Annotated in this window: 21 protein-coding genes; 5 read left to right on the forward strand and 16 right to left on the reverse strand. The window is 52.2% G+C overall.

Annotation, left to right across the window (positions count from 1 at the left end; all coding sequences use genetic code 11):
• Positions 1-24: 24 nt before the first annotated feature.
• The 5 genes from bamG to ABD843_RS00220 form a co-directional block, all read right to left on the reverse strand.
• The gene (bamG, locus tag ABD843_RS00200; RefSeq protein ID WP_345076683.1) at positions 25-1,383 is read right to left on the reverse strand and encodes a BamG family beta-barrel-assembly machinery protein; all 1,359 of its coding nucleotides are present in this window, start codon (positions 1,381-1,383) and stop codon (positions 25-27) included.
• Entirely contained in the window at positions 1,364-2,113 is a 750-nt protein-coding gene (locus ABD843_RS00205) for a type III pantothenate kinase (RefSeq protein ID WP_345076686.1), read from the reverse strand. Before ABD843_RS00205 ends, bamG begins: the two co-directional genes overlap by 20 nt.
• Positions 2,114-2,202: 89 nt before the next feature.
• Positions 2,203-3,384 carry an aspartate aminotransferase family protein gene (locus ABD843_RS00210; protein ID WP_345076689.1) on the reverse strand — a complete coding sequence of 394 codons (1,182 nt, stop codon included), beginning with the start codon at positions 3,382-3,384 and terminating at the stop codon, positions 2,203-2,205.
• Positions 3,385-3,389: 5 nt separating this feature from the next.
• The gene (locus ABD843_RS00215; protein WP_345076692.1) at positions 3,390-3,899 is read right to left on the reverse strand and encodes an O-acetyl-ADP-ribose deacetylase; all 510 of its coding nucleotides are present in this window, start codon (positions 3,897-3,899) and stop codon (positions 3,390-3,392) included.
• A complete protein-coding gene (locus ABD843_RS00220; RefSeq protein ID WP_345076695.1) occupies positions 3,896-5,317 on the reverse strand; it encodes a CCA tRNA nucleotidyltransferase in 1,422 nt (473 codons plus the stop codon). The genes ABD843_RS00215 and ABD843_RS00220 overlap by 4 nt, the downstream gene beginning before the upstream one ends.
• A 429-nt stretch (positions 5,318-5,746) precedes the next feature.
• On the opposite strand from ABD843_RS00220, the gene ABD843_RS00225 reads away from it, so the two are divergent.
• Positions 5,747-6,100 carry a PadR family transcriptional regulator gene (locus tag ABD843_RS00225; protein ID WP_345076698.1) on the forward strand — a complete coding sequence of 118 codons (354 nt, stop codon included), beginning with the start codon at positions 5,747-5,749 and terminating at the stop codon, positions 6,098-6,100.
• Positions 6,084-6,695: a hypothetical protein gene (locus ABD843_RS00230; RefSeq protein ID WP_345076701.1), complete on the forward strand. Its 612-nt coding sequence runs from the start codon at positions 6,084-6,086 to the stop codon at positions 6,693-6,695. Before ABD843_RS00225 ends, ABD843_RS00230 begins: the two co-directional genes overlap by 17 nt.
• A 72-nt stretch (positions 6,696-6,767) precedes the next feature.
• Here ABD843_RS00230 and ABD843_RS00235 read toward each other — a convergent pair whose 3' ends face one another.
• The gene (locus tag ABD843_RS00235) at positions 6,768-9,146 is read right to left on the reverse strand and encodes a T9SS-dependent choice-of-anchor J family protein (RefSeq protein ID WP_345076704.1); all 2,379 of its coding nucleotides are present in this window, start codon (positions 9,144-9,146) and stop codon (positions 6,768-6,770) included.
• A 257-nt stretch (positions 9,147-9,403) separates the two neighbouring features.
• Between ABD843_RS00235 and ABD843_RS00240 the strand changes: the two genes are divergently transcribed.
• Positions 9,404-9,997 (forward strand): N-acetylmuramoyl-L-alanine amidase family protein, encoded by a 594-nt coding sequence (locus ABD843_RS00240; RefSeq protein WP_345076707.1) that lies wholly within the window; start codon positions 9,404-9,406, stop codon positions 9,995-9,997.
• 37 nt (positions 9,998-10,034) lie between these two features.
• Positions 10,035-10,598, forward strand: a complete 564-nt coding sequence (locus tag ABD843_RS00245) for a 2'-5' RNA ligase family protein (protein WP_345076710.1) — start codon at positions 10,035-10,037, stop codon at positions 10,596-10,598.
• 72 nt (positions 10,599-10,670) lie between these two features.
• Here the strand turns inward: ABD843_RS00245 and ABD843_RS00250 are convergent, their stop codons facing one another.
• The 3 genes from ABD843_RS00250 to ABD843_RS00260 all read right to left on the reverse strand — a co-directional run bounded on the left by ABD843_RS00250 (position 10,671) and on the right by ABD843_RS00260 (position 12,620).
• The gene (locus ABD843_RS00250) at positions 10,671-11,345 is read right to left on the reverse strand and encodes a YciE/YciF ferroxidase family protein (RefSeq protein ID WP_345076713.1); all 675 of its coding nucleotides are present in this window, start codon (positions 11,343-11,345) and stop codon (positions 10,671-10,673) included.
• A gap of 102 nt (positions 11,346-11,447) precedes the next feature.
• Positions 11,448-12,350 (reverse strand): hypothetical protein, encoded by a 903-nt coding sequence (locus ABD843_RS00255; protein ID WP_345076716.1) that lies wholly within the window; start codon positions 12,348-12,350, stop codon positions 11,448-11,450.
• A gap of 60 nt (positions 12,351-12,410) precedes the next feature.
• Positions 12,411-12,620 carry a hypothetical protein gene (locus tag ABD843_RS00260; protein ID WP_345076719.1) on the reverse strand — a complete coding sequence of 70 codons (210 nt, stop codon included), beginning with the start codon at positions 12,618-12,620 and terminating at the stop codon, positions 12,411-12,413.
• A gap of 394 nt (positions 12,621-13,014) precedes the next feature.
• Between ABD843_RS00260 and lpdA the strand changes: the two genes are divergently transcribed.
• On the forward strand, positions 13,015-14,421 hold the full coding sequence (gene lpdA / locus ABD843_RS00265; protein ID WP_345076722.1) for a dihydrolipoyl dehydrogenase: 1,407 nt from the start codon (positions 13,015-13,017) through the stop codon (positions 14,419-14,421).
• 158 nt (positions 14,422-14,579) lie between these two features.
• Here the strand turns inward: lpdA and ABD843_RS00270 are convergent, their stop codons facing one another.
• The 7 genes from ABD843_RS00270 to porW form a co-directional block, all read right to left on the reverse strand.
• Positions 14,580-15,185, reverse strand: coding sequence for a sugar transferase (locus ABD843_RS00270; RefSeq protein WP_345076725.1), 606 nt, complete (start codon positions 15,183-15,185; stop codon positions 14,580-14,582).
• 11 nt (positions 15,186-15,196) lie between these two features.
• Entirely contained in the window at positions 15,197-16,033 is an 837-nt protein-coding gene (locus tag ABD843_RS00275) for a CvfB family protein (RefSeq protein WP_345076728.1), read from the reverse strand.
• Positions 16,034-16,083: 50 nt separating this feature from the next.
• The gene (locus ABD843_RS00280) at positions 16,084-16,860 is read right to left on the reverse strand and encodes a Rossmann-like and DUF2520 domain-containing protein (RefSeq protein ID WP_345076731.1); all 777 of its coding nucleotides are present in this window, start codon (positions 16,858-16,860) and stop codon (positions 16,084-16,086) included.
• The gene (locus ABD843_RS00285) at positions 16,857-17,612 is read right to left on the reverse strand and encodes a lysophospholipid acyltransferase family protein (RefSeq protein ID WP_345076734.1); all 756 of its coding nucleotides are present in this window, start codon (positions 17,610-17,612) and stop codon (positions 16,857-16,859) included. The genes ABD843_RS00280 and ABD843_RS00285 overlap by 4 nt, the downstream gene beginning before the upstream one ends.
• 127 nt (positions 17,613-17,739) lie before the next feature.
• Entirely contained in the window at positions 17,740-20,040 is a 2,301-nt protein-coding gene (locus ABD843_RS00290) for a M12 family metallo-peptidase (protein WP_345076737.1), read from the reverse strand.
• A gap of 248 nt (positions 20,041-20,288) precedes the next feature.
• Positions 20,289-21,518 carry an imidazolonepropionase gene (gene hutI / locus ABD843_RS00295; RefSeq protein WP_345076740.1) on the reverse strand — a complete coding sequence of 410 codons (1,230 nt, stop codon included), beginning with the start codon at positions 21,516-21,518 and terminating at the stop codon, positions 20,289-20,291.
• A 38-nt stretch (positions 21,519-21,556) separates the two neighbouring features.
• The gene (gene porW, locus ABD843_RS00300; protein WP_345076743.1) at positions 21,557-25,207 is read right to left on the reverse strand and encodes a type IX secretion system periplasmic lipoprotein PorW/SprE; all 3,651 of its coding nucleotides are present in this window, start codon (positions 25,205-25,207) and stop codon (positions 21,557-21,559) included.
• Between the last annotated feature and the right edge of the window lie 205 nt (positions 25,208-25,412).

Consider the following 25,412-nt stretch of genomic DNA (forward strand, 5'->3'; position numbering starts at 1 on the left):
GCAAAGATAGCCTACCGGCAAATGTTACTGGTATTTCTTCCTGTCGAACCACCTGGCGGTCATAGATGCACCGAGGGTGAACCTGAGATAATTCTGCCTCATCAGCCCGGCATCGGTAGTACCCAGTATGCCATACTCTATGGCTGCATGCAGGTAAGATACCTGGGTCTGGTAGCGCTTGAAGGGCAGAGACATACCAGCAGTGATGCCATAATAGCTGATGTCGTTACCGTTCAGCCTCAGGTATTCGGTGCCATAGTATGCACCCAGGCGGTAAGTACTGCGCGATAGTACATGCTTTATATCAGTAGCATCGGGCGTGTACTCGCTGCCCAGGGCCAGCCGGTACGAACTGGCCGCAATGCCGGAGTTCATAGTTTTATTGAGCTCGCTTTTGAAATTGCTCCACTGCGTAGCGGTATAGTCAACACCTACACCCCATTTACCCGCATGCGTCAGCATGATGCCGGCGCTGTATGAGAGCGGCAGGGTCATGGTACTACGGGTCTCGGGCAGGTAGTAGGCCGTATCGCGTACTACGGTATCGCCAAAGTTGTAGCCGGCTATATTATACTCCAGGTAGTGTTGTTTCACCCGCTGGTCCATAGTGATGGTGCCACCTATACGCAGCGTATAGAAAGAATCCAGTTTTGCCTCGTACAGCAGGCCGCCCTTCCAGTATATGCCGCCGGTGCGGGTCTGGTTGCTGTATTCGGATATGTAAGACCGTGTGCCATTGGAAACGTCGTAAGGATTGAGCTGGGTGCTCACGAACTGTGAACCGAAGAGGTAGCCGAAGTTGAACCCGACGCTAAGACCCTTGTACTTGGCAGAGCCACCTATAAAGGCATAGTTCAGCGAGCCCTCTCCTTTGTATATGGTCTCGGCACTATCGAGCGGCGAGGGTGGGTTGGTGGTCTTTGATAAGGTATCTCTGAGCGAGTAATAAGTACGCGAATATGGGCGGAAGCCTATACAAAAGCCACTGTTGCGGCTTACCGGTACTGCCAGTGTCATATAAGACAGGGTGGCGGTACCTGTACGGTAGTTGGTCTCGGCGCCATTGACGGTGCCATGCGTAGTACGAGTTTGCCCGGTGCCACCTACCTCGAACACCGCTCTTTGCACATCCATAAAGGAGTATGTGGCGGGGTTGTCGGTATTGACGGAATAGGTATTGGAATATGTGGACGTAAGGTTGGCAATACCCCTTACGGCAGCATTGTTACGGTTCACTAACTCTCCTATGCCGAATTTGGAATAAGGATTATTGTCTCGCCCGTTCCTGGGGTTACTGAGGGATGAGGTGGTCTGAGCGTGCAGCTGCAGACCCGATGCACTAACTAACAGGAACGCGAGGTACTTATTGCGGCAAGGGAACATTATGGTCAAGGATTAGATCGCACCCCTTCATCAACAGGTCAGGGTCGGCAAATATCTTATTTTTAAGCCTGCCTGCAAAATGCGGTGCATCGCCGCCAGTTAAGATGGCGTTAAAATCGGTATAGCGCTCGGCATACATGCTTATCATGCCGTCTATCTCTGCTATCATGCCGTTCACCACGCCGCTTTGTATACAGGTCTCGGTATCATAGCCCAGCAGCAGTGCATCATCCACATCGTACTTCTTCACTTCAGGCAGCATGCTTGTAAAGGCGTTCATGGCCTTGAAACGCATTTGCAGGCCCGGCGATATAGCACCACCGCGAAATGTTCTGTTGTTCTGTAAGAGATTGTAGGTGATACAAGTGCCTATGGAAATGACCAGGTTGTTCTTGCCGGGATAAGAGGCGTGTGCGCCACATACCAGTGCCAGCCTGTCGGCGCCAAGTGTATCGGCAGATAGGTAGGCGTTATTGATGGGTACATTGGTATTGCCGGTAAGTATCACTGCACCTTTTATTTTCGACCTCAGCATCATTTCCAGCTCTACGCTATGCTGCGATACCGAACATAGAATGGCCTTATCGGGCTTGTGCGACTCTATGATACCCGTCACCTGCTCCAGGATGGATTCCTCGGAAACGATAACAGGACGTTGCAATTTGCCATTGGCGGCCAATGCCACTTTTATATTGGTATTCCCCCAATCTATACAGAGATTCAACGACATCTGAAAGTGTGTTTTATAATGTGCAAGGTTGCCAAAATAGTAAAAATTCGCGCCAATGCCGCATAGGGAATGTATTTTTTTATCGCTAACTATTGCCGCTCAAGGCATTGCAACAGAGTAGCGCAGGCATGGTCTATCTCCTCGTAGGTGATGGTGAGCGGGGGCGCTATGCGTATGCAATGCGGAGCGAACAAGAACCAGTCGGAGAAGAGGCCATTGGCCAAACATCTGCTTAAAGTGTTCATTACATGTTGCTGGTCATCAAGCTCTACTGCCATGAGCAGGCCTTTGCTGCGTACCGCCTTTATAGCGGGATGCACTAACAGTTTGCGAAAGCGTTCGCCCTTTGCGGCCACGGCATCTATCATATGCTCGTCCAGTAGCGCACCCATACCGGCCATACCGGCCGCACAGCATACCGGGTGACCGCCAAATGTAGTGATGTGGCCAAGAACAGGATCGGCCATAAGGGATGACATGATACCGGAAGATGAAATGAAAGCCCCCAATGGCATACCGCCACCCAGCGCCTTGCCCAGCAGCAGTATATCGGGTACTATGCCATAATGCTCAAAGCCCCATAGCCTGCCTGTGCGGCCAAAACCACATTGTATCTCGTCCAGTATCAGCAGGGTGCCGGTACGGTCGCATTTATCGCGTATCTGCTGCAGCCAGCCGGGCGCGGGTTCTATCACTCCGGCCTCGGCCTGTATGGTCTCCAGTATCACGCAGGCGGTATGCTCGTTTATGGCATCTATGAGCGCGCTGCTGTTGTATGCGTGGTGCCATACCCCCGGCAGCAACGGGCGGAATGCATTGCGCCAGTATTCATCGCCCATTACACTGAGTGCTCCCATAGTACTGCCATGGTAACTGTTGTGGCAGCATACCACATCTGTACGCCCTGTATACCGGCGGGCCAGCTTCAGTGCGCCTTCTGTGGCCTCGGTACCCGAATTAGTGAAGTAGATATTTTGAAGTCCCTGGGGCAAGTGTGCTGCCAGCAGCTGTGCGTACCGTACCTGCGGGCTCTGTACCAGCTCGCCATATACCATTACATGCAGGTAGGCATCTGTCTGGTCTTTGATAGCCTTTACCACGCCAGGGTGGCGATGGCCGATGTTGCATACGCTGATACCGCCTATCAGGTCCAGGTAGCGTTTGCCGTCGGTGTCATAGAGATAGCTGCCCTCTGCACCGGCTATATCCAGCGCCACGGGTGCAGGAGATGTCTGCGCTACATGCTGCAAAAACAGTTGGCGGCCGTTCATACTTTTCATTGTGCAAGAATGTGCTGGTAAATATCGTAGTTCTCCTCATCGAAGCAGACGAAGAAGACCTTATCTATCTTGGTATGGTGTTGTGTGATAAAGTCCCTGATGGCCGCGACAGCTATTGCAGCCGCCTCTGCCTTAGGGAAATGGTACACACCTGTGCTGATGTTGGGGAATGCGATGGTGCGTATGCCGTTCTGCACGGCCAGCAGCATACTATTGTAGTAGGCATTGTGCAGCAACTGACGCTCATTACTGTCGCCACCATGCCATACAGGGCCCACGGCATGTATCACATATTTCGTCCTCAGGTCGTAGCCCTGCGTGATCTTTGCCTCCCCGGTCTTACAGCCGTTCAGGAACACACATTCTTCCCGCAGGTGTGGGCCTGCCGCGCGGTGTATGGCGCCATCTACACCACCGCCACCCAGCAGAGACGAGTTGGCGGCGTTCACTATGGCATCTACATCCATTGTAGTGATGTCTCCCTTATGTAGTAGCAGTTCCGTCATTTGCCCAGGGGTGAGAGGTTCATTTCTTTTGCTTTGCCCAGCAGCAGCTCGTAGGCTGCCGCATGGTCGTTGGGGATGATGCCGTCCAGTATGGCCTCGCGTATGGTGGTCTTCAGTATACCCACCTCGCGCGAAGGGCCTATGCCGAAGATACGCATTATATCGTCGCCGCTGATGGGTGGCTGCCAGCTGCGTATGCGGTCTTTTTCCTCTACCTCGCGCAGGCGTATCTTCACCAGCTCAAAGTTCTCCAGGTAGCGTTTTACCTTTTGCCTGTTCTTCGATGTGATGTCGCTTTCGCACAGTATCATCAGGTCTTCCAGGTCTTCGCCCGCATCGAAAAGGAGGCGGCGCATGGCAGAGTCGGTAATGTCTTCCTTGGTGAGGCTGATGGGGCGCAGGTGCAGCGCCACCAGCTTGGCCACATACTTCATCTTCTCGTTCTGTGGCAGCTTCAACTGGCGAAAGATCTTGGGCGTCATACGTTCGCCCACTACTTCATGCCCATGAAAGGTCCAGCCATGGCCTTCCTCGAATTTTTTGGTGGCGGGTTTGCCTATATCGTGCAGCAGGGCGGCCCAGCGCAGCCATAGGTCATCGCTTTTGGCGGCGGTATTGTCTATTACCTGCAGGGTGTGGTAGAAATTATCCTTATGGCCCTTGCCTTCTACTATCTCTACCCCGGACAGCGCTACCATTTGCGGGAAGAACTCCTGCAGCAGGCCGCTGCGGTACAGCAGATCCAGGCCTATGGATGGGGTAGGTGTGGCCATTATCTTGTTGAGCTCGTCGGTGATGCGCTCCTGCGATACGATCTTTAGCCGCGACCTGTTGCGCCGTATAGACTCGAATACCTCGGGCACTATAGCGAAGCCGAGCTGTGCGGCAAAGCGGATGGCGCGCATCATTCGCAGCGGATCGTCGGAGAAGGTGGTGTCGGGCTCCAGGGGGGTACGGATGATCTTGCGTTCTATATCGCCCAAGCCGTCGAAGGGGTCTATGAGTCTGCCATAATTGTTGCTGTTAAGGCTGATGGCAAGGGCATTTATGGTAAGGTCTCTGCGGCGTTGGTCGTCCTCTATGGTGCCCTCTGTGACCTCGGGCTTGCGCGAGTGGGCGGCGTATGATTCTTTGCGCGCGCCTACGAACTCTACATCTATGCCATTGTACCTGAAATGAGCAGTACCGAAATTCTTGAAAAAGCTCACATGCGGGCGATGGGGAAATGTGGCCGCTACCGCATGTGCAAGGGCTATGCCATCGCCGGTACATACTATATCTACGTCTTTGGTAGGGCGGCCCATTATCTTATCGCGTACAAAACCGCCTATGAGGTAGCATTCCAGGCCCATGCGGCCTGCCATGGCACCTATAGTGCTGAACAGCTTTTCTTCTTCGGCGGTGCAAACGATATCCATACAGGCGCAAAGCTATAGCAGTAGCGGCTAAAAACGAATAGAAGGGTAGCGATAGTTAATGCTTTGGACATTGAAGCGGTACGATATACGATCTATCTCTTCCGAATGCCACCGTGTACCTGCAAGTTCTTATTTCATAATGTGTTCGCCCCGGAGAGGCTAAAGGTTTGTAGTAACGATACGAGTATATGATACATGTGCCCCGTAGGGGCTTACCTTATAAAATGCCGGTAGCTCCTGGCGGAGCAAACACCTGATCAGGGGATATTTCCTACAAACCCTTTTGCTCCTACGGAGCATTATGACGGAACTTATATGAAGGCATGGTAGCCCGATGCGGAGAATGCGAGCATAAAATGACAACATTTTTTTGTTTTCAAAAAAATACATAGATTTGTGATGCATTTAGTAACGATACAACACAAAGCTATGAATCAGACAGAATTATTGAAGGGTACACTGAGCACGATGATACTGAAGCTGCTGGAGCAGAAAGGAAAGATGTACGGCTATGAGATAACACAAATGATAAGGTCGATGTCGGATGACAAGATACTGGTAAAGGAAGGTTCGCTATACCCGGCGCTGCACAAGCTGGAGGCCGATGGCCTGGTGACCACAGAGGAGGTATATATAGGCAAGCGCGTGCGCAAGTACTATGCGCTGACGGCGCCGGGCAAGAGCGCTACGAAGGAATCGGTAGATGAGCTGCTGGAGTTCCTGAATACCATTCATACCATCATCACATCAAAACCACTGGCAACATATGGCGCAGCTTACTGATGAACAGGTAGACCTGATACAACTGCGCATAGAGGCAGAGGTATGGGACAGGGACCTGCGCAACGGCCTGCTGGACCACTACTGCTGCTATATAGAAGAGCAGATAGATAGCGGCGCCGACTTTGAGGCCGCATACAATACCGCATTCAGGGCCATAACGCCCAACGGGATGCAGGAGATACAAGAAGAACTTTTTTTTCTGATAAACTTTAAAAAACAAACGAACATGAAACGGATGATCTATGGCCTGGGATTCACGGCCGCGTTTATGATCTCTACGGGCATTATGTTCCGTAGTATGCACTGGCCGGGAGCGGCAGTGATACTGGTATGGGGTTTTGCCACACTGCTGCTGACGGTATGCCTGATGATGGCGACATCGCTAAAGCAGATGGCAAAACAAAGCAGAACGTACAACCTGAGGATATTCTCGGGGCTGATAGCGGGCGTGCTTATCGCATCGGGCAATCTCTTCAAGCTGCATTCATTCCCCACTGCCAATATGCAGATGGTGGCAGGGATGTTCATCCTGAACTTTGCCTTCCTGCCCATGCTTTTCTTCCAGCTCTATAAAAGGGCTATAGGGCAGCAATGAGCCGGTAAGCACTGAAAGCAAGAGGGCCATCTTTTGAAGATGGCCCTCTTGCTTATTATACGGTCGGTTCCCTTAGCGTATGCTGAAGTGCATAGACCTTGTACCCGATACCGAATGGACACTTAGTATATACACGCCTGCAGGCATATTGCTCAGGTCTATCGTTTCTTCCATCATGTGCCCTGTTGTCTTTACCTCCCTGCTGTACACCATCTGGCCTATCAGGTTGGTCACCTTTATAGTAGCGGCATTATCGGTCATTGAGCCCTGCAGAGAGAACACGCCATTATTAGGATTGGGTATGATAGCCATATTGGTATTGCCATCTATATTGGCCACACCTGCGCCGGTGGTGTTTATCACTATCGATTTCAGTGTAAAGTTAGCGCATGGGTCGGTGTTGGTCACTTTGCAGGTCACTATGTCGCCATTTACAAAGCTATTGCTGTTGTAGGTATTGTTGGTAGCGCCCGGTATCTGCGTACCGTTCACATGCCATTGGTAGGTCACGGCGCTGGTGCCGCCGGTCTTGCTGGCTACCAGGGTCACCATCGTACCGGGGTCCACCATTGTGCCCGGTGTAGCAGCTATGCTCACTACCGGCAGCGATGCCGATGGTATAGTGGTCATAGTGATATCGGTGCTCAGTGCAGTATCTATGCTGCGGCATATATAGTTGCTGGTTATCATACAGTACACAACATCGCCATTGGCAGGTGTATAGGTATATGTAGGGCCTGTGGCCACATTGATGCCGTTCTTGGTCCAGCGATAGCCGGGGGCAGTACCGCCCAGTACCGGTACTGCAGAGAATGTCACCGGCCTGCCTTCGCAAGATGGGTTGCCCGGCGCTACAGATATGTTCACACCGGGTGTGCCCAATGGGGTCACTGCCATGGTCATGGTAGTAGTGGCCGTATCCGGCACAGCACATATGCCACCGGGGTATAGGGTCACACGCACTACATCGGCATCGGTGGGCACATACGAATATGTGGTGCCTGTACCTACCAGTGTGCCGTTCACATACCAGTTATAGGCAGGAGAGGTGCCTTCGTTCACGGGGTCGGCAGTGAAGGTGACGCCTGTGCCCGAGCAGAGCGTACCTGTAACAGACGATATTATATCTACATCGGGTGTTACAGGTGGTGCCACTGTCACTACAGCGCTGCCGGCCATATTGCGGGTACATGTGGTAGCAGGGTTGGTGGCTGTGGCAGTATATGTGCCGCCTGTAGTGAAGGTGCCGAACGATATGGGACCGCCCGGGGAACTGGATACGCTGCCTACCAGTGTAGCACCATTGTACAGGTTGTGATCCATACCTGCGGTGGAATTGTCAAGGCCTATAGATACTCCCGATCCGCTGGCGCAGAAGCTGCCGCCACCGGTCACATTGAACACTGCCGGCAGTGGGTTCACGGTCACGGTAGATATAGCCCTGCAAGACGGCTGGAACATGTATGTGATATTGGCGGTACCCGCTGTCAGTGCATTCACGGTTCCGCTGGTAACGGTGGCTACTGCAGTGTTAGATGAAGACCATGTGCCGCCTGCAGGTGTACTTGTAAGTACTGTGGTACTGCCCGCGCATGCGCTGAGGGTGCCTGACAGTGCAGTAGGTATGGGGTTCACTGTTACAGTGGCCGTTACGGTACATGTGCCGCCTATATGTGTAATGGTGGCAGTGCCTGCAGTGGTGCCGCCGTTTACAGTGGCCGATGTCACCGTGCTGCCGCCTATGGCCGCTATACTGGTATTGCTGCTGCTCCATGTGCCGCCCGCTACGTTATTGGTAGTGTTCAGGGTCACGCTGCCCGATGTGCACATTACCATAGTACCGGTAATGGCAGGGCAGTAGTACATGGCCACGCTGTCTATGGCAGGTATGCCTATGGGTGCAGTACCATTGTTCACATAGGTGTACGCCAGGCGTATGGTAGTACCTGCATAAGCAGTAAGGTCTATAGGCCCTACCTGTACATAGCCGGGATAGGCGGTAGATGTATTGTTGTATATACGCGTATACAATGGGCTTACAGTAGATCCTGCTACCGGTGCCGGTGCCGCATTGGGTGATACCGACACTATCAGCGAGTCTCCCATAGGGTCTACCACAGGCTGCCTGTAGCGGAATGAGAGCATCACATTGGTAGCGCCTGCGGGTATCACCAGGCCACCTCCTATACGGTAAAAGTGATTGATGGAGGCATTGTTGGTGCCTGTATACATGGTGGTGGTACCTATATAGGCGCCGCGCATACCGATATTGACACTGCCATTGCCTACTACCCATGGGTTGAAGCCTCCGTTCGCCTCTTGCCAATTGCTGGCCGCGAACGTAGGACCATTCTCAAAGCCACCGCTGTTGGTAGGTGTCATCAATGCTACTTGTGCGTGCCCGCAAAATGCGGCCATGCAGCTAAGAAGAGTAAAGTATAGCTTTTTCATCCTGCTTGTATTGACTATGTGTAATGGATAAGTAGTTAAATAGTTGCGTTAAAATAATAGAGATGTAGCCCGGTCACGGGAGCGGCTATAAAAATAACAATATTTTATCGACATTTTATTACCTATTTTCCCGGCGGCTGCAATTTGTTTGTCATGTTCACTCATATGCATACTATAACACATCATTCTCCGTTTAAAAATATATTATGCATATATCCCTTTACCTTTTGCGATACTTGACCATAATATTGCTTTGTATGCCTTTTGTTGCATGCCACAAGAGCGATGGCAATAATATAGAACGCGCACGCTACCATACGCTTGTAATGCTGGATGCAGCGCATGGTGGCGCAGATACAGGCACCACGAATGCCGACGGCAAGCAGGAAAAAGCCATGGTACTTGCCCTTTGTAAAGAAATGGCCGCTATGGCGCCGTTATACAATATAGAAGTACTGCAGACCCGGAATGATGATACGGATCCGCCTTTGGGAACGAGGATAGGTGTGACCATTGCAGCAACTCCCGATGTTTTCTTATCCCTTCACATAAACAAAGCGCCCGCCGGTACGCCCGCCAGGATATATGAGATATTCTTAGCGCCCGATGAGCCCTTCTTCGCCGAAAACAGCATACTCACAACTGCCATTCTTTCCCGCCTTGCAGTGGCCGGAAAGGATACCGTTCGCACCTACAAGAACGCCCTGATACTACGGGGGCATACCCAGCCGGCTCTTGCTGTAGAGTGTGGCGATATAGGTAAGCCCGATGATGTGGCCACTATGGAAGACCGCGAGCAACTGTGCCGCTACCTGCTGGAAAGCATAGTGACCTACAGCAATGCACGGTAGGGTGCGGAGAACGGCTATTTTTGCCTATATTTAAGGTATGCAGCTATACATGTTCGCCATAATGCCGCTTGCCGGTCTGGAGCAGCGTATAAGTGAGGAAAGGAAGGCATTTGCCGAGCGGTACAATTGTGTGAAGGCCCTGAAGCCGCCCGTACACATCACCCTATACGAGCCTTTCAAAGAAGATCCTGCCATTGAGCAGAAATTACAGGGGCTTGCCCCATGGGTGGCACAGCAGGCGCCTGTATCCATAGAGCTGAACGACTTCAATTACTTCAACAACCGCAAAAGCCCGGTGGTATACATAGATGTGGTAAAGAACGAGCGCCTGAGGGAGCTGAGGAAGGGCTTTGTACAGCAGTTACGAAAATATATACCTGTAGCGCCGCAGGAGCAAGAGTACAGGCCGCACTTTACCATAGGCTACAGAGATGTACCGCCGGGGCTGATGCCGCAGATAATAGCCGATCACAGTATGCGCCGCTTCAAGGGCTCTTTTGTGGCAGACAAGATATACCTGTGGCGGCACGATGGCGCCAACTGGCAGATACTGCACGAGTTTCCCATGCTGGGCATCAATGCAGCCCCCACATTGTTCTGATACGCCTGCACTAAAAAAGAGAAAGGACACCTATGACCGGTGTCCTTTCTCTTTTTTTCTGTGAGGAATAGGCTATGCCTCCTCCATTTCTTCTTCTTCTTCGGCGCCCTCATCCTCTGTTTCCTGGTCGGCCAGTGGGTTCACATCGCTTTCTGCTATCATGGTCAGGTGGCGGTCTGTGTCCTCTTCCTCGTTCAGGGTCTTTTCCAGCAGGCGGGCGGCCTCGTTATGTCCCAGTGTCAGGGCCACCTGCACCAGGCTGCCATAGCTGGCTATCTCATAATGTTCTACCTTCTGGGCAGCTATTATCAGTGCTGCATCGCGTGTCATAGAGCCTTCTTCTGTCTCTTTTATCATCTCTTCGGCCTCGTTCACCAGTCCTTCCATGGCTGCGCATTTTTTGCCCTGGACAGGTGCGCCCAGCAGGCCGAATACGCGCTCCAGGCGGCTTGCATGTTTCTTTGTCACATACAGGTGGTCGTCAAAGGCATCCTGCAATTGCTCTGTAGTGGCCGCTTTGCTCATTTTTTCCAGGGCTTTCACCAGGTGTTGCTCGGCCCAGTACATGTCCTTCAGCATGTCCATGAACAGTTTTTCAAAAGGGGTCTCTTCTTTTTCCTCCTTCTGCTGCTGTTCTTTCTTACTGCTTTTTGTAGCAGATGCCGGATTGGCTTTTTTGCCAGAGCCACCTGCATTTGCTGTGGTCTTGCCGGCTGCTCCGTTCTTTTGGCTGGTCGCTGTTCTCATAAGAATGTGGTCTTTAGTGTTGTTCGTGCTTTAGGTTTTTGAAGTTAGGCTTCCGGTAAAATGTTACCGGAAGCCTTTGATAGTATGCAGATGAATAAAAGATCACATTATATTGTTATCGCGCTCATCGTTGCGGGTACGCGAAGACCTGTTGCCACTGTCAGACCACTGCTGCTGGTCGCGGCCTGCGCTGCCGAACCCCCTGCGCTGTGATCCGGAGTTGCGCGAGCTGCCGTACGAAGACGAGTTGCGGTCGCTGCCATAGCTGCTGCGGCCATAGCGGTCGCCGCCGTTCTGGTCGTTGTAAGAGTTGTAGTTGTTGCGGCCGCCCTGGCCATATTCGCCCTGTCCGCTGCGGCTACCATAGTTGCTGCCATAGCTACCGTTGTCGCTACCATAGTTGCGGTTGCGGCCCTCATTGCCCCAGCCACCCTGTGAGCCACTGTTGCGCTGTGAACCGTAATTGCCTTGCGAGCCCTGCGAACCATAGTTGCGCTGTGAGCCGTAGTTACCTTGCGAACCATAGTTGCCACGGTTGCCATAGCGCTGGTCCTGGTCGTTGTTGTAGCCACGGTTGCCACCGTTGCGCGAGTATTCGTTCAATCCCTGGCGGCCATATTCCGAAGAAGAGTTGCCACGGCCATCGTTGTAAGACGAGCGTCCGCTGCCGAAGGGAGAATAACCGCCCCTTTCTGTGCTACGGTTCACATCTTCGTTGTAGCCCCTGTTGTTGCTGCCATTGCGACCATTGCCATAGTTCTCGTTGCGGCCGTTGGTGCCGTAGTAATTAGCGCTATTGCTCTCGTATTCGCTGCCGTAGTTCTCGTAGTCATCATCATCGAACGCGGCCGAGCCGGTGTACTGGTCATCATCATCGCTATCGTTGTAGCTGCTGCCATACCTGCTGCTATTGTCGTTATAGCCGCCCCTTGTTTCCCTGTCCGTTGTGTTGTAGTTGTTCCTGTTGTTCTGATCGAAGTTGCGATCGTTCCTTCTTTGTGTCATAGTTCTGGTTTTTAATAGTGAATGAATGTTCAGATGGTTTATTTTTAAAAAGAACTTCTCTTATTTCTTGCCATTGGTACGCATGGTGTCGTGCGGCCATTTCGGCGGCTGGTTCTGAGGCCAGCCTGCAGTATCTCTGCCTATTATGGGCGATCGGCTTTGCGACCGCGCCTTTTTCGGCACGCGTTTGCTCTTCCGGCTGGTATCGGTCTGTGCATGGGTATGCGTAGCAAATAATAGCACGCATACCGATAGTATGATATATCTCATATGCCCTGTGTTGTAGTAGATGTAATTCCTATCCTTCGCAGATGTATTGTCTTACCCTCAGTGGAACACAAAATTACCACGCCCTGCAGCCCTATACATTACACTGTTCTGTGCCGGATCTATATATTTCCCACAGGTGCAAAAAGGAAATATAAAATGCCATGAAACACAATATGGGCGCATATTTTCGCCCATTGGCAGGGTGCTGTCCCCATTATTTTGTTCTGTACCGTATCTCCATATGGCACACTTCCTTTACCGCAAGGGTAGGGGAAGTACAAAATACACGGCATCAACTTATTTTGACATTCCCCCATAGATGCATCTGTCTGCTTTTTTATTACATTTGCCCCGCATAATTCAAACATTTACTTACCTAAACAATAAAAGCATTATGGCATACGACGTGATCGTAGTAGGAAGCGGACCGGGCGGCTATGTGGCAGCTATACGCGCCTCCCAGCTCGGGTACAAGACAGCGATAGTAGAAAAGGAGAACCTCGGCGGTATATGCCTCAACTGGGGCTGTATCCCTACCAAGGCGCTCCTCAAATCTGCCAGTGTGTATGAGAACTTTACGCACGCTGCCGATTATGGTATTGTCGCTACCGATTTCAAAGCCGATTTCGGTGCGGTCATCAAACGCAGCCGTGGTGTGGCCGACAAGATGAGCAAGGGCATCCAGTTCCTGATGAGGAAGAACAAGATAGATGTTCTCGCAGGCATGGGTAAGCTCAATGGCAAGAAGGAAGTGGAAGTGACCGGCGCCGATGGCAAGACCACCGCGCACCAGGCTCGCCACATCATACTGGCCACAGGTGCGCGCAGCCGCCAGCTACCCAACCTGCCCATAGATGGCAAGAAGGTGATAGGCTACCGCGAGGCCATGGCCCTGCCGCAGCAGCCCAAAAGCATGATAGTGGTAGGCTCCGGCGCCATAGGTGTAGAGTTCGCCTACTTCTACAACAGTATAGGTACCAAGGTGACCATCGTAGAGTTCCTGCCACGCATAGTGCCCGTAGAGGACGAGGACGTATCGAAGGAGCTGGAGAAGATATTCAAGAAGAAGGGTATCAACGTGATGACCAATGCATCGGTAGAAAAGGTAGATGGCGCTAGCGAAGGCGTGAAAGCTACCGTGAAAACAGCCAATGGCGACATGGTGCTGGAGGCCGATGTGGTACTGAGCGCCGTAGGTATCAGCGCCAATATAGAGAACATAGGTCTCGAGGCCCTGAACATAAAGACCGACAAGGGCAGGGTAACGGTAGACAAGCATTACAAGACCAATGTAGATGGTGTATACGCCATAGGCGACATAACCCCCGGCCAGGCGCTGGCGCATGTGGCATCTAAAGAAGCCATCATATGCGTAGAGGCCTTTGCCAACAAGGAAGGTAAATACCACCATGTACCCGAGGCGCTCGATTATGGCAATGTACCGGGCTGTACCTACTGCTCGCCCGAGATAGCCAGTGTAGGCCTTACCGAAAAGCAGGCACGCGAGGCCGGTTACGAGGTGAAGGTGGGCAAGTTCCCCTTCTCGGCATCGGGCAAGGCCACTGCAGCAGGCGCACAGGAAGGCTTCGTAAAAGTGATATTCGATGCCAAATACGGCGAATGGCTGGGTACGCACATGATAGGCTACAACGTAACAGAAATGATAGCCGAAACAGTGGTGGCCCGCAAGCTGGAGACCACATGGCAGGAAGTGCTGGACAGCATACATCCGCATCCTACCATGAGCGAAGGTATAAAGGACGCCGTAGAGGTAGCGCTTGGCGAAGCCATACACCTGTAACAGGCACACAGAACTATATAACAGAAAGGCCGGGCAAATGCCCGGCCTTCTTCATTTATCTTCCTGCGTTCGGAGGTCTTTTATAATTCGTCATACTCAGTACCGGATAACACTCCCTCTTCTTTAGAGAGGGTCGGGGTGAGGCTTAAAGGGAATGCCTACCTCGTACCCGTGAATTTCTCCATAGTGGCCGATGTTGCAGAGCTTATCCCTTCCGACCTCACCACATTGCGTATCGTCATGAATATGATGCGTATATCCAGTGCAGGGCCCAGGTTATCTACATACCACACATCGTAGGCGAATTTCTGCTCCCAGCTTATGGCGTTACGCCCGTTCACCTGCGCCCAGCCGGTAATGCCGGGGCGCACCTCGTGGCGGCGTTTCTGGGTCTCGTTGTATAGTGGCAGGTACTCTACCAGCAGCGGGCGTGGCCCTATCAGGCTCATGTCGCCCTTTATCACGTTCAGCAGTTGCGGTATCTCGTCCAGCGATGTCTTGCGCACAAAGCTGCCTATAGGTGTCAGCCGTTCGGCATCAGAGAGCAGTTCGCCGTTCGCGTCCTTGCGGTCGTTCATCGTTTTGAACTTTATGACCCTGAACACCCGCCCATGCCTGCCCGGCCGTGGCTGTGTAAAGAATGGCTTGCCACCGTTGGCAATGGCCAGCAGTATTACTACTGTGAGGAACACCGGGAAAAGCACAATGAAAGCCACAAGCGCTATCAGCACATCGGCAAGTGGTTTGATGAGGTTCCTGTACATCTTTAGTGCTGTTACTCCGGATCGGCCAGTTTGGTGCCCGTTTGTGTAAATACTATCAGCCGCTTCTTGTATAGCGCCCCCAGTGTCATTTTGAACGACTTCTTGCTCACCCCGAAGTAGGTGTATATATCGTCCGGGTCAGACTTGTCGTTGTATGGCAGGTAGCCGCCATTGTTCCGCAGCATTTCCAGCATGCGTTCTTCCTCATCCCTTACCTTGGCATACCCCTTCACGCCCGGCGAAACATCTATTTTGTTGCCCGGCCTTATGGTCTTTATATAGCCGCGCATGCGTTCGCCTATCTCCGGCTCGCGAAACAGCTCGTTATAGTGCAGTACGCCCAGGTGCTTGTTGTTGATGATCACCTTATAGCCAATATCTGTCTGCTGAAAGATAACGATGTCCACTTCGTCGTTCTCCTTTACGGTCAGTTCATAGTTGCTCAGGTGCTTGTCTATCTTCTCGGTGGCGGTCACGCGGCCTGTACGCTCGTCTATGAACAGCTTCACCAGCCGCTTTTCGCCGGGGCGCATCTTGCGTTCCTGCAGCGATATAGGTATGAACACATCCTTCATAATGCCCCATTTCAGGAAGGCGCCATGTGTGTTCACCTCATTCACTTCCATACGGGCTATATCGCCCACTACGGCCACAGGCCTATCGGTAGTGGCTATCAGGCGGCCCTCATTGTCGTGGTATATAAAGACGTCTATGTCGTCTCCCTCCTTCAGTCCCTTGGGCACATATCTTTTGGGCAGCAGTATCTCATCGGTACCTCCGTCCAGGTACATCCCGAAATCCACCTCCTTTATCACCCGCAATGTATTGTAATTACCTACCTGTACCATTCTGCCCGAAAGATACGCTTATGTGCACTATCGTCAAAATGCGGGCTTTGCTATCCCTTCTCGGGGTGGGTCTTCTGTATAGACTCTGTAATGGCCGTATATATCTTTTGCCAGTCCTCGTGGCCGGCCAGTAGTTCGGTCTGCTCGGTTATGGTCTTTACATCTCCCCTTATGGCAGGGCCTGTCTGCACTGTAGATGGCGCCGCCTGCCTGAAGCGCGAGAAGGTCTGCTCTATTATAGGCTCCAGCGCAGAGAAGGGTAGGGCGTTCTCGGCACATATGCGCTCACATATGGTCATCAGATGGTTGGTGAAATTATTGCTTATTACTGCCGACAGGTGCAGCCACTTGCGCTGGTCGTACTTGGCCTCGAAGAGGATATCGGTTATCACATGCCCCAGCGACAGTGCATATTTCTCGGCCTTGGGCGAAGATGCCTCCCACGCTATGGGTATATTGCGGTGCGATGGCGGGTTGCTCCCCGATATGGAATATACCGGCCACAGTATGGCGCTGTCGGGCGCGGCGTTCTGCAGCACATCCAGTTGCACGGCGCCTGCGGTATGTACCAGTACGGTCTTTTTATAGTTCAGTTTAGCGGCCACTTCTGCTATGGCATCATCGGTCACGGCTATGAAGCACACATCGGCCTCGGTATCCCGCGCAGCGGCAAGGTCGCCATGTTTATTGCTCAGCAGGCCTTCAGACAGTCGCTTCACGGCCGCCTCGTTCCTGCCGAAGACCCCCTTGCATAAATGGCGTGCGGCCACAAGTCTTGTGCCTATGAACCATGCCATATTGCCTGTGCCTATGATAGTGAATGTCATGAAAGTTCGTTTTTATGAGTGATATAGTAGGTCTCCATCATTGTATACACCTTTTCTTTCAGCGCCGCCACATCGTTCAGTGTCAGGCCCGCTGTCGGTACCGGCTCCAGGAAGTGTATGTGCAGCCGCTTGGGGCGTGCCCATCCCTTGCTGTCGTGCGGCAGTACCGTGCCCGTATTGAAGAGCACTCCCGGCATCACGGGTTTCTGTGCGCGTATGGCCGTTACGAATGCGCCATCATAGAACGGCTGAATGGGCTTTTCTGTTTTATTGCGCGTACCCTCCGGGTAAAGACAGAGGTGAATACCCTGTTTCAGCGTATCGTCCATCAGCCCGAAGCTCTCGCGGCGGCTGCTTTCCTTTTTCCTGTCCACCAGTATCGAGCCCGCCTTGTAGATAACACCGAACAGTGGTATGCGCGACATCTCTATCTTGGCCAGTGTCTTGTTCGGCCCCGGTATCCATGGCGATGACACAGGTATATCCATCAGCGAATTGTGGTTGATCACCACCACATAGTTCTCTCCCTTCCTGAAATGTTGTTTACCCCTTCGGCTCACCGGGCAAAAGATAAGCGGCATGTATACCCCCATCCATATACGGAACGCCCTATGTACCAGCCTGGCCCTTGTGGGCTCGCTGTACCGGGCTATCACCCATACCGGTACGAACACCACCAGTAGCGTAGCCACAAAAAGCAAAAGCGCATACACTGCATATACATATCCTGCTATGTTGCGTATCACTTTCATATAGTAGCGGCAAATGTAAGGCCGGGAGCCAGAAAGAACCACATTTTGCAGGGCCGAGTTATGCACATTCATAGCACAAAAAAGGAGCGCAATTGCGCTCCTTTTAATATTTCTCTATTATTTATTATTAGTTCTTGATGAGTGTACCTGTCGATACATTGCTGCCGTTTATCACGCGGTAGAAGTACATGCCGGCGGGCAGTTTGGCGCCGCTCACTGTATTGAGGGTGCCTGGCTGCAGCAGTTGCGAATGTATTATGCGGCCTTCTGCAGTGTACAGCATCAGGTTGGCATCTACCAGCATATCATCGGGAAGGGTAAAGAACCATTCGCTGTTGGTAGGATTAGGATATACGCTTATGCCATTGTGTGTGCCCAGTGTGCCTACATCGCTGGTAGAAGAGCCATTTACATAGAACGCACCACCACCATGCAGTGTGGTCGTCAGGAAATAGGCCAGCAGTGTGCTGCTGCCCGATACATCGCGTGTCCACTTGGTAGTGCTGGGAGTAGTACTGTAAGTATGCACGGCTATATCAGCAGCGGTAGCACCGGTGAAAGCACCCGATGGATCGGCACTGATAGTAGGTTTCTTTACAGAGTATAGCTTGAAGTTGTTGAACGGAGCGGTAGCACCTGGGGCGCTGCCATTCACGTCGGTAGTATCGCTGCCCGTAAGTGGGAACCATACTTCTACTGCTGTAGGAAGCACTGTAGCGCCGGTATGTGTAATGGTCCAGAACCTGCGTGCGCCATAGTTGTTGCCTGTGCTGCCCACGCCCGATGTACCCGTAGGGAAGGTAATGCTCTGTGCAGTACCGCCACCCCAGCCGGTGAGCGTTGTGGCCGATACAGCAAAACCGGTGCTATTCAGGTTGCCTATGTTGTTACCGTTCTTACGCACCATCAGTACCAGTGTGTCATTGTCGGTGTTCAGCGTATTGCTGTTGGCATAGTAGTATGTTACACCACTTGTCACATCGGTACACTCCCTGTTGGCTGTTATGGTCCTTGCTGCTTTCTGTAGGCCTATATTGGGTTTCAGCAGTTCGCCGCAACCGGGAGATGTATGGGCTATCGCATACCTGATGGTATCGCCGGGTTGCTGGCCGAAGCCATTGGTAAAGTTGATGCCTATGATAGAACAAGATGTGCCGCTGGCCAGGTGGCAGTAGCTCATTATCGTTCCCTTTGTAGCACAGGCGGGCTTGCCGGGGTTGGCGCAGCTACCTTCCAGTGTATAGCAGCCATCTATGGCCGTGGTGCGCGTAGGGCCCCAGGCGCAGGCATGTGTATGCTGCGAGCCCAGATTGTGGCCCATTTCATGCGTAGTGGCCGATACGTCCCAGCTATATGTGGGGAAGGGAGTAGTAGTAGTGCTCGTAGAGTTGTCTATGTTACAGAAACCATAGGGGCCTGCATGCTGTGGTGCGCCACCATAAGGCTGGCATATCACATCCAGCCATGCTACACCACCCATGCTGCCACCTTTGGTAGTGAGCAGCATAGCCAGATCACAGCCGTGCATCACGTTCATTGTTGTCTGACCGAACTTAGTAAGCCATGTGCTTGAAGATGTGGTAGGCAGTGTTGCGTATGCGTCAGAAGCATTGTTCACCTGCACATACTTTGAAAGAATGGGTACACCCTCGTTCATGTAGAGCGCCGCATTGTTGTTCACCAGCGATGTGATATAGTTGGTGCAGTTGGTCACACTGCTGCCCTTCCTCTGGTACATACCATAGTCGGCCACATGGAACCACTTCATCTGCTTGCAGCTATTGTATACCTTGTTGTTCAGGGTAGTAGTGGTCTTGTTGGCCCTTCTTTTCGGAACGTTGCCGGGTATCTTATCGGCCTCGCAAGAAAAGTTGTTCGCGAAAAGGATGTCCGCATCATTATATACTATGTAGTGCTGGTTATGGTCATATTCCTTACCCACCATGGTGTTCGGGGTCACAACGAAGTTGCCCACCTCGGGTATAGAGAAAATACCATAGATCTCGTTATTGAAGAACGAGAACGCCGCCAGCGATCCCTCTACCCCTTGCACTACACCACGGTAGTACAGACCGGGGGTATAGTCTACTCGCGTATCCACACCGTTAGCGCCCATCGTATGTACCTCGAAGTCGTTGGCAAGTACCTGGTGCTGAGCCAGTTCTATGGTGTAAAAGGTGCCATCAGGACCGGGTATCACCAGGTTGATAGCGAAGCTCTTCTCATTCATGAACCTTGCAACACGCGCGTAATCCACTGTCAAAGGCTGTGCTTTGGCAACATTTTTCAGCAGTTCGGTCTTGTCGAAATTGTTGTCGGCAGCCCATATGTCGCTTACCGTTACCAACTTGTTCGACTCCTTCACATGCATGATGAATGTCTCTACAGACGTGCGGTCTTTTGCTACCACTATGGTAGACCCAAGCATTAAAGCCGCAGTGAAACTGTTAAGTAAAATTCTTCTCAACATTGTGATGAAATGTGGTTTTGTTATTAGCAGATTTTCAAAAATATGTGTTTTTGTTAAAAAAAGCTCAAAGCCAACTACATTTTTATTAGCAAAATACAATAAGAGATATAATGCTAATATTAAATGTGGACGCAAAGCATCGCCCATACAAATAAAAATGCTCATAAGGCCGCAACCACATGAGCATCAGTAAGATATGACCCTCTCTAAATTATGTGTCTATACACGGGGTTGTTGCCGTGGTCGTAAGGAATGTAGGCAAGGGAGTGCATTTTATTGGTCAAAATAAGGTTCGCACGCTTGCCCGGCCTTATGCTGCCCATCTCACGTTCCAGCTCCATGGCGGCGGCGCCATTTATGGTCACTGCGTTCACTGCCTCCTCGGGTGTCATTTTCAGTTGTGTACAGGCAATGGTGAGCAGAAGGGGCACATTGCCCGATGGGCACGAGCCCGGGTTGTGATCGCTGGCCAGGCATACCGGCAGGCCTGCATCTATTATGCGCCTTGCAGGCTGGTACTGTATACCCAGGAAGAAGGCAGCCCCCGGCAGCAGTACAGGCATGGTGCTGCTGCCCATCAGCGCGGCTATCTCGGCATCGCCTACACATTCCAGGTGGTCTACGCTTAGGGCATTGTGTTTTACCCCTGTTTGTACCCCTCCCGAGTAGTGTAGCTGGTTGGCATGTATCTTCGGCTTCAGGCCATATTTCCAGCCGGCCTCCAGTAGCCGCTCTGTCTCAGGCACCCCAAAGAACCCCTCTTCGCAAAATACATCCATATAGTCGGCCAGCCCCTCTGCAGCCACAGCGGGCAGCATGGTATTTATTATCAGGTCTACATATGCCTCTTTGTTCTGCTTGTACTCCTGTGGGTAGGCATGCGCCGCCAGGAAGGACGCCTTTACCGGTATAGGCACGCTCTCGCGCAGCCTGCGTATCACCCGCAGCATTTTCAGCTCGCCTTCCAGGCACAGGCCATAGCCGCTTTTTATCTCTATGGCGCCCGTACCCTGTGCCATCACTTTGTGCAGGCGTTCCAGGCTTTGCTCATACAGCTCGTCCTCGCTCATGGTGTTCAGTTTGCGGGCAGAGTTCAGTATGCCGCCGCCTCTCCGGGCTATTTCCTCATAGCTTATGCCCTTTATCCTGTCCACGAACTCACCATCCCTTGGTGCGGCATATACGGTATGGGTATGGCTGTCGCACCAGGCGGGCAGTACCATACGACCGGTGGCATCTATGGTCTCATCGGCATGCATATCGGGCATATCGGCCATTGTGCCGAAGCTATGTATTAGGCCGTTCTCGGTGAGCAGCCATGCGTTCTCCAGCATGGGTACAGTAGCCATATCGGCCCCGGCCACACGGGTCCTGGGGGCATCTGTTGCATATTCCACCTGGTGCAGCAGCGATATATCGGTAATGAGTGTGCGCATGAATGTCTGTTAGAGACCGTAAAGATAGAGCGCGCCGGTCACTTGGGGTAACTGGCATTGTAGAACGCCCTGTATCCCTCGGGGTCCTTATCGGCGAACATCTTCTTGTAGTTCTGCGCAGAAATGACCATGATGCCGATCTCTTCTTTCCCGAACTCACCCAAGGCCGGCAGTGCTGCAAGGTCTTTCATATATGCCTGCGCCATACCTGCCGATGGGAAGCCTTTTACTATGAATACGGCCTCTTTCATCCTGTAAAAGTCTATGAGCAGTTCCAGCGGCGTAGCCGCATATTTTGCCGAGTCGAAGTCGCGAACGGCCTTTTTCAGTCCTGCGGTACGGAAGTCCACTCCCGGCAGTACTACTATGCAGTAATGCGGGCTATCGGCCTTGTAGCTATATACAGGTGGCACATCAGGCAGAACGGGTGGGGGAGCAGGAGCCACCTCTTCCGGTCTTGCTTTCTCTTCTGTGGCCTTTTTAGGTGTGCTGCCGGCCACAGGCAGTGGGCCATCCTTATACCAAGATGGTTTGCCGCCATTGCGCACCTCGCCTATGTACTTCTTCACCGACCGCGCCCATTCGGTAAGCGTATCGGCGGGATTGGTACGCAGGAACTGCGATATCACTGTATCGGCCATATCATAGTTGCCCGCGCCTGCATAGGCCATCGCCTCCAGCACCTCGAACCTGCGATGGTAGAGCGGGTTCTCGTATTTTTTCTTTGCCATGGTGGCACGCATCTGCGCCTCGGTATACTGGTGGCGCATCAGCATATCGTATGTCTCGTCAAAGTAGGCGGCTACTTCTGTCACATTATCGTTCGTTGCCTTGCTTTCGCTCTTTCCGGGCCTCAGTATGCTTGCATACTGAGATGTGGGGAATTTCGCCAGCAATTCCTGCGCATAGACCTGTGCCTTGTCCAGTTGCTGCTCCTTTACGGCTATCTGGTACCGCAAAAAGAGTTCTTCCTCTTTCTGTGTATGTGCCCGGTAGCGAATGTTCAGCGTGTCTAGCGTGTGCAGGGCCCGGGTATGGTCCTGCAGTTGTTTCTCATATGCCTTTGCCAGCAGTATGTATGCCTTTTGCTGCACCTTGTAGGCCAGCTCTTTTTGCTGTGGGGTATTGGGTACTTTGGCCAGCAGGCTTTCCTCTGTAGGCAGGCCGTTCTCTGTTTTGGCTATGCCCTTGCCGCCGTCCTCTTCATCGTCATCATCGGCTCCCGGTGTTGGGGTAGTGGGCTTGGTGCCAGCCGATAGCGGCATGGCCGCTGCCCGGCGCCAGTTGTCTGCCAGCGGGCGGGTACCCCATTTGCGCTTGAAGTCGCCACTGCCCTGCGATATTTGCGACGGATTGGCAAAATACCAGCTCGCAGAGTTGTCCTTATCATTGTCCGCAGCCTCGGCCGCTACTGCTGTGGCGCCTGCATTCTCGGCAGTGGTCATACTGTCCTGTAGCTTTTTCTCCTGTTCGCGCAGGTAGCGGCGGGCCACCTGTTGTTGCTCTCTCTTGCTCATGGCGGCCAGTGCCAGCATACTATCGGTCTCGTGTATGGTATTGGCCGGGCCCGATATCTCCGCTAGGCCCGTACTGCGTTGTGTGGCGGCGGCAATGGTCTTGTCCTTCGCATTGCCTGCATACTTGGCTGCGCTGTCGTATGCGCCTTTGGCGCTTGCATAACTGGCATTGGCATAGTACACATCGCCCAGCGCCGCAAAAAGCTGTGCTTTCTGTTTCTTGGTGGCCTTGGGCGCCTTGGTACCTTTTACATAGTAGTTGATGGCCTCATTGTTCTTACCCGCCTTTGCCGATAATTTGCCCAATACATAATACACCTGGTCGTAGTAGGTGGCATACTTCGCATCTTTCAGTATGCGCTTCAGGGGTATGGTGGCATCTTCCACATCCTTGCCGGCCATCAGTTTATTGGTGGCTATATATTTCCGTGCGTAGAAGTCCATTTCCATCTTGGGAAAATTGTCTACCACGGTCTCAAAGCTCTCTGCCGCCTGCTCATAATTGCCCATGTTCTGCAGCAGCTGGCCGTTCAGAAAGGCTATGCGTGTCCTTAGCCATATGGGCAGGTTGCGGTCGTCTACGGCTATTTTCAGTTGTTCCGATGCCGCCACATAGTTCTCTGTCTTCAGGTAGGCAAAGGCCTTCTCTACGGCCAGGCGGCCTACAAGATCGCTGGGCAGGTCGGCATCGTATTCCAGCAGCGACAGTACCGATTCTCCGTTCTCTACCTGCCCGGCCGTGGCATAGGTACGCGCCAGCCACAGTATAGCATCGTTGTGTACAGAGCGGTGCTGCCAGAAGGCCAGCTTCGATCTTTTCTTACTGTCCACTATAGATGGTGCACCCTTCGGGCGGCTGCCGCCGCTACTGCGGCCCTTGCCTTTTTTATTCTTGTTCTTCTGGTCGTTGGCTATTATGTAGCGGAAAGATGTGGCGGCATGCTCGTAATTGCCCTTGTAGTAATATGCCTGGCCCAGTATCAGGTACATATCATTGCCCCACTTTATACGCGGGTCATGTATCTGTATACCTACCGATACCTTGTGGATGATACTGTCCATATCGGCCGCCAGTAGGGTAGAGTCCTTGTTGGGGTCAAAGGGGAAGAGCCCTATGAGCGAGTCATAATTGTCCTTGTTCACCCGCTGCATGTTCAGCTCGGCCTCCTCCATCTTCCGGTTCGCATTGTAGTAATAATTATAATGCGTGAACGAGTTCTGGAACAGCCGCCGTTTCGGCCCCCATCCTTTTTTCAGCATCGTCTGGTTCGACCATTCTTCCCGTTTCTGTTTCAGCTTCAGTTCCAGCTTCAGCTTCATGGCCTCCTGTTTTTTCTTCTCATTGGCCTTGGCCAGCTTGCTCTTGGCGTCTTTTTTCTTGTTCAGGCTGTCTGTTTTGGTCTTCCGGGCAGTGGCCAGGCTGTCGGTATGTTTTTTGCGCACCAGCTTCATGCTGTCCATCTTCTTGGTGCGTACCAGCTTCGCGCTGTCCATACTGTGCTTTCGCACGGTAGCTATGCTGTCCCTGAACTCTTTTTGTACTGCCTTTATACTGTCGGTACGGTGCCGTTTCACCAGCGTCACACTATCGGTATACCGCTTGCTGGCCTTGTACTTTTTCACTTTTGCTAGGCTATCCGACCGGTGTTTCTGCACCGCCTTCATACTATCGCTGCGCGCCTGCCTTACACCGGTGGTGCTGTCTGTTATGTGTTTCCTTATTTCTTTCAGCGAGTCGGTACGCGCGGTGCGGGCATCGGTCAGCGCTTTGGCCTTCTTATCCTTGGCTTTTGTTACACTGTCGCGGTATTTCTTGCTTTCCTTGTACTTGCGGGCCGCAGCAGCGCTGTCGGTCACTTTTTTGCGGGCGCGGGCCACACTATCGGTCTTTTGCTCGCGCGCCAGCTTTATGCTATCGGTCTTTTGCTTTCGCGATGCCGATGCGCTGTCCATAGCATGTGTGCGTGCATTCCTGGCACTATCCAGCGCTTTTTGCCGGTTCTTTGCCAGGGTCTCCTGCTGCTTTTTCCTTGCTTTGGCTATGCTATCGGTACGGGCACGAGCCTGCTTTGCGCTGTTCTTATTCCCCTTAGACGATTGCGAATACGCACCCGGGAAATAAGCCAGCGCCAGGAAGAACAGTACGAAAAATGATATTATTTTATATCTCAACCTGGCAATGCCTTATCTATCGTACAATAACGGAGAAGTACATAAAATATTATATATTTTTATGCATTATTCGACCCCGTTCTGCAAGCTCTCAAAAATAGAGAAAAAACAGGTGTAACAGATCTGTAATGATAAATTAACAAACTTGTTCGCCACCATAAGGCCGTATGTGTTAATTTCGGTATAGAATAAACGCCGCTATAGG

The sequence above is a fragment of the Nemorincola caseinilytica genome (genome assembly GCF_039540515.1).
GTDB classification, from domain to species: domain Bacteria; phylum Bacteroidota; class Bacteroidia; order Chitinophagales; family Chitinophagaceae; genus Nemorincola; species Nemorincola caseinilytica.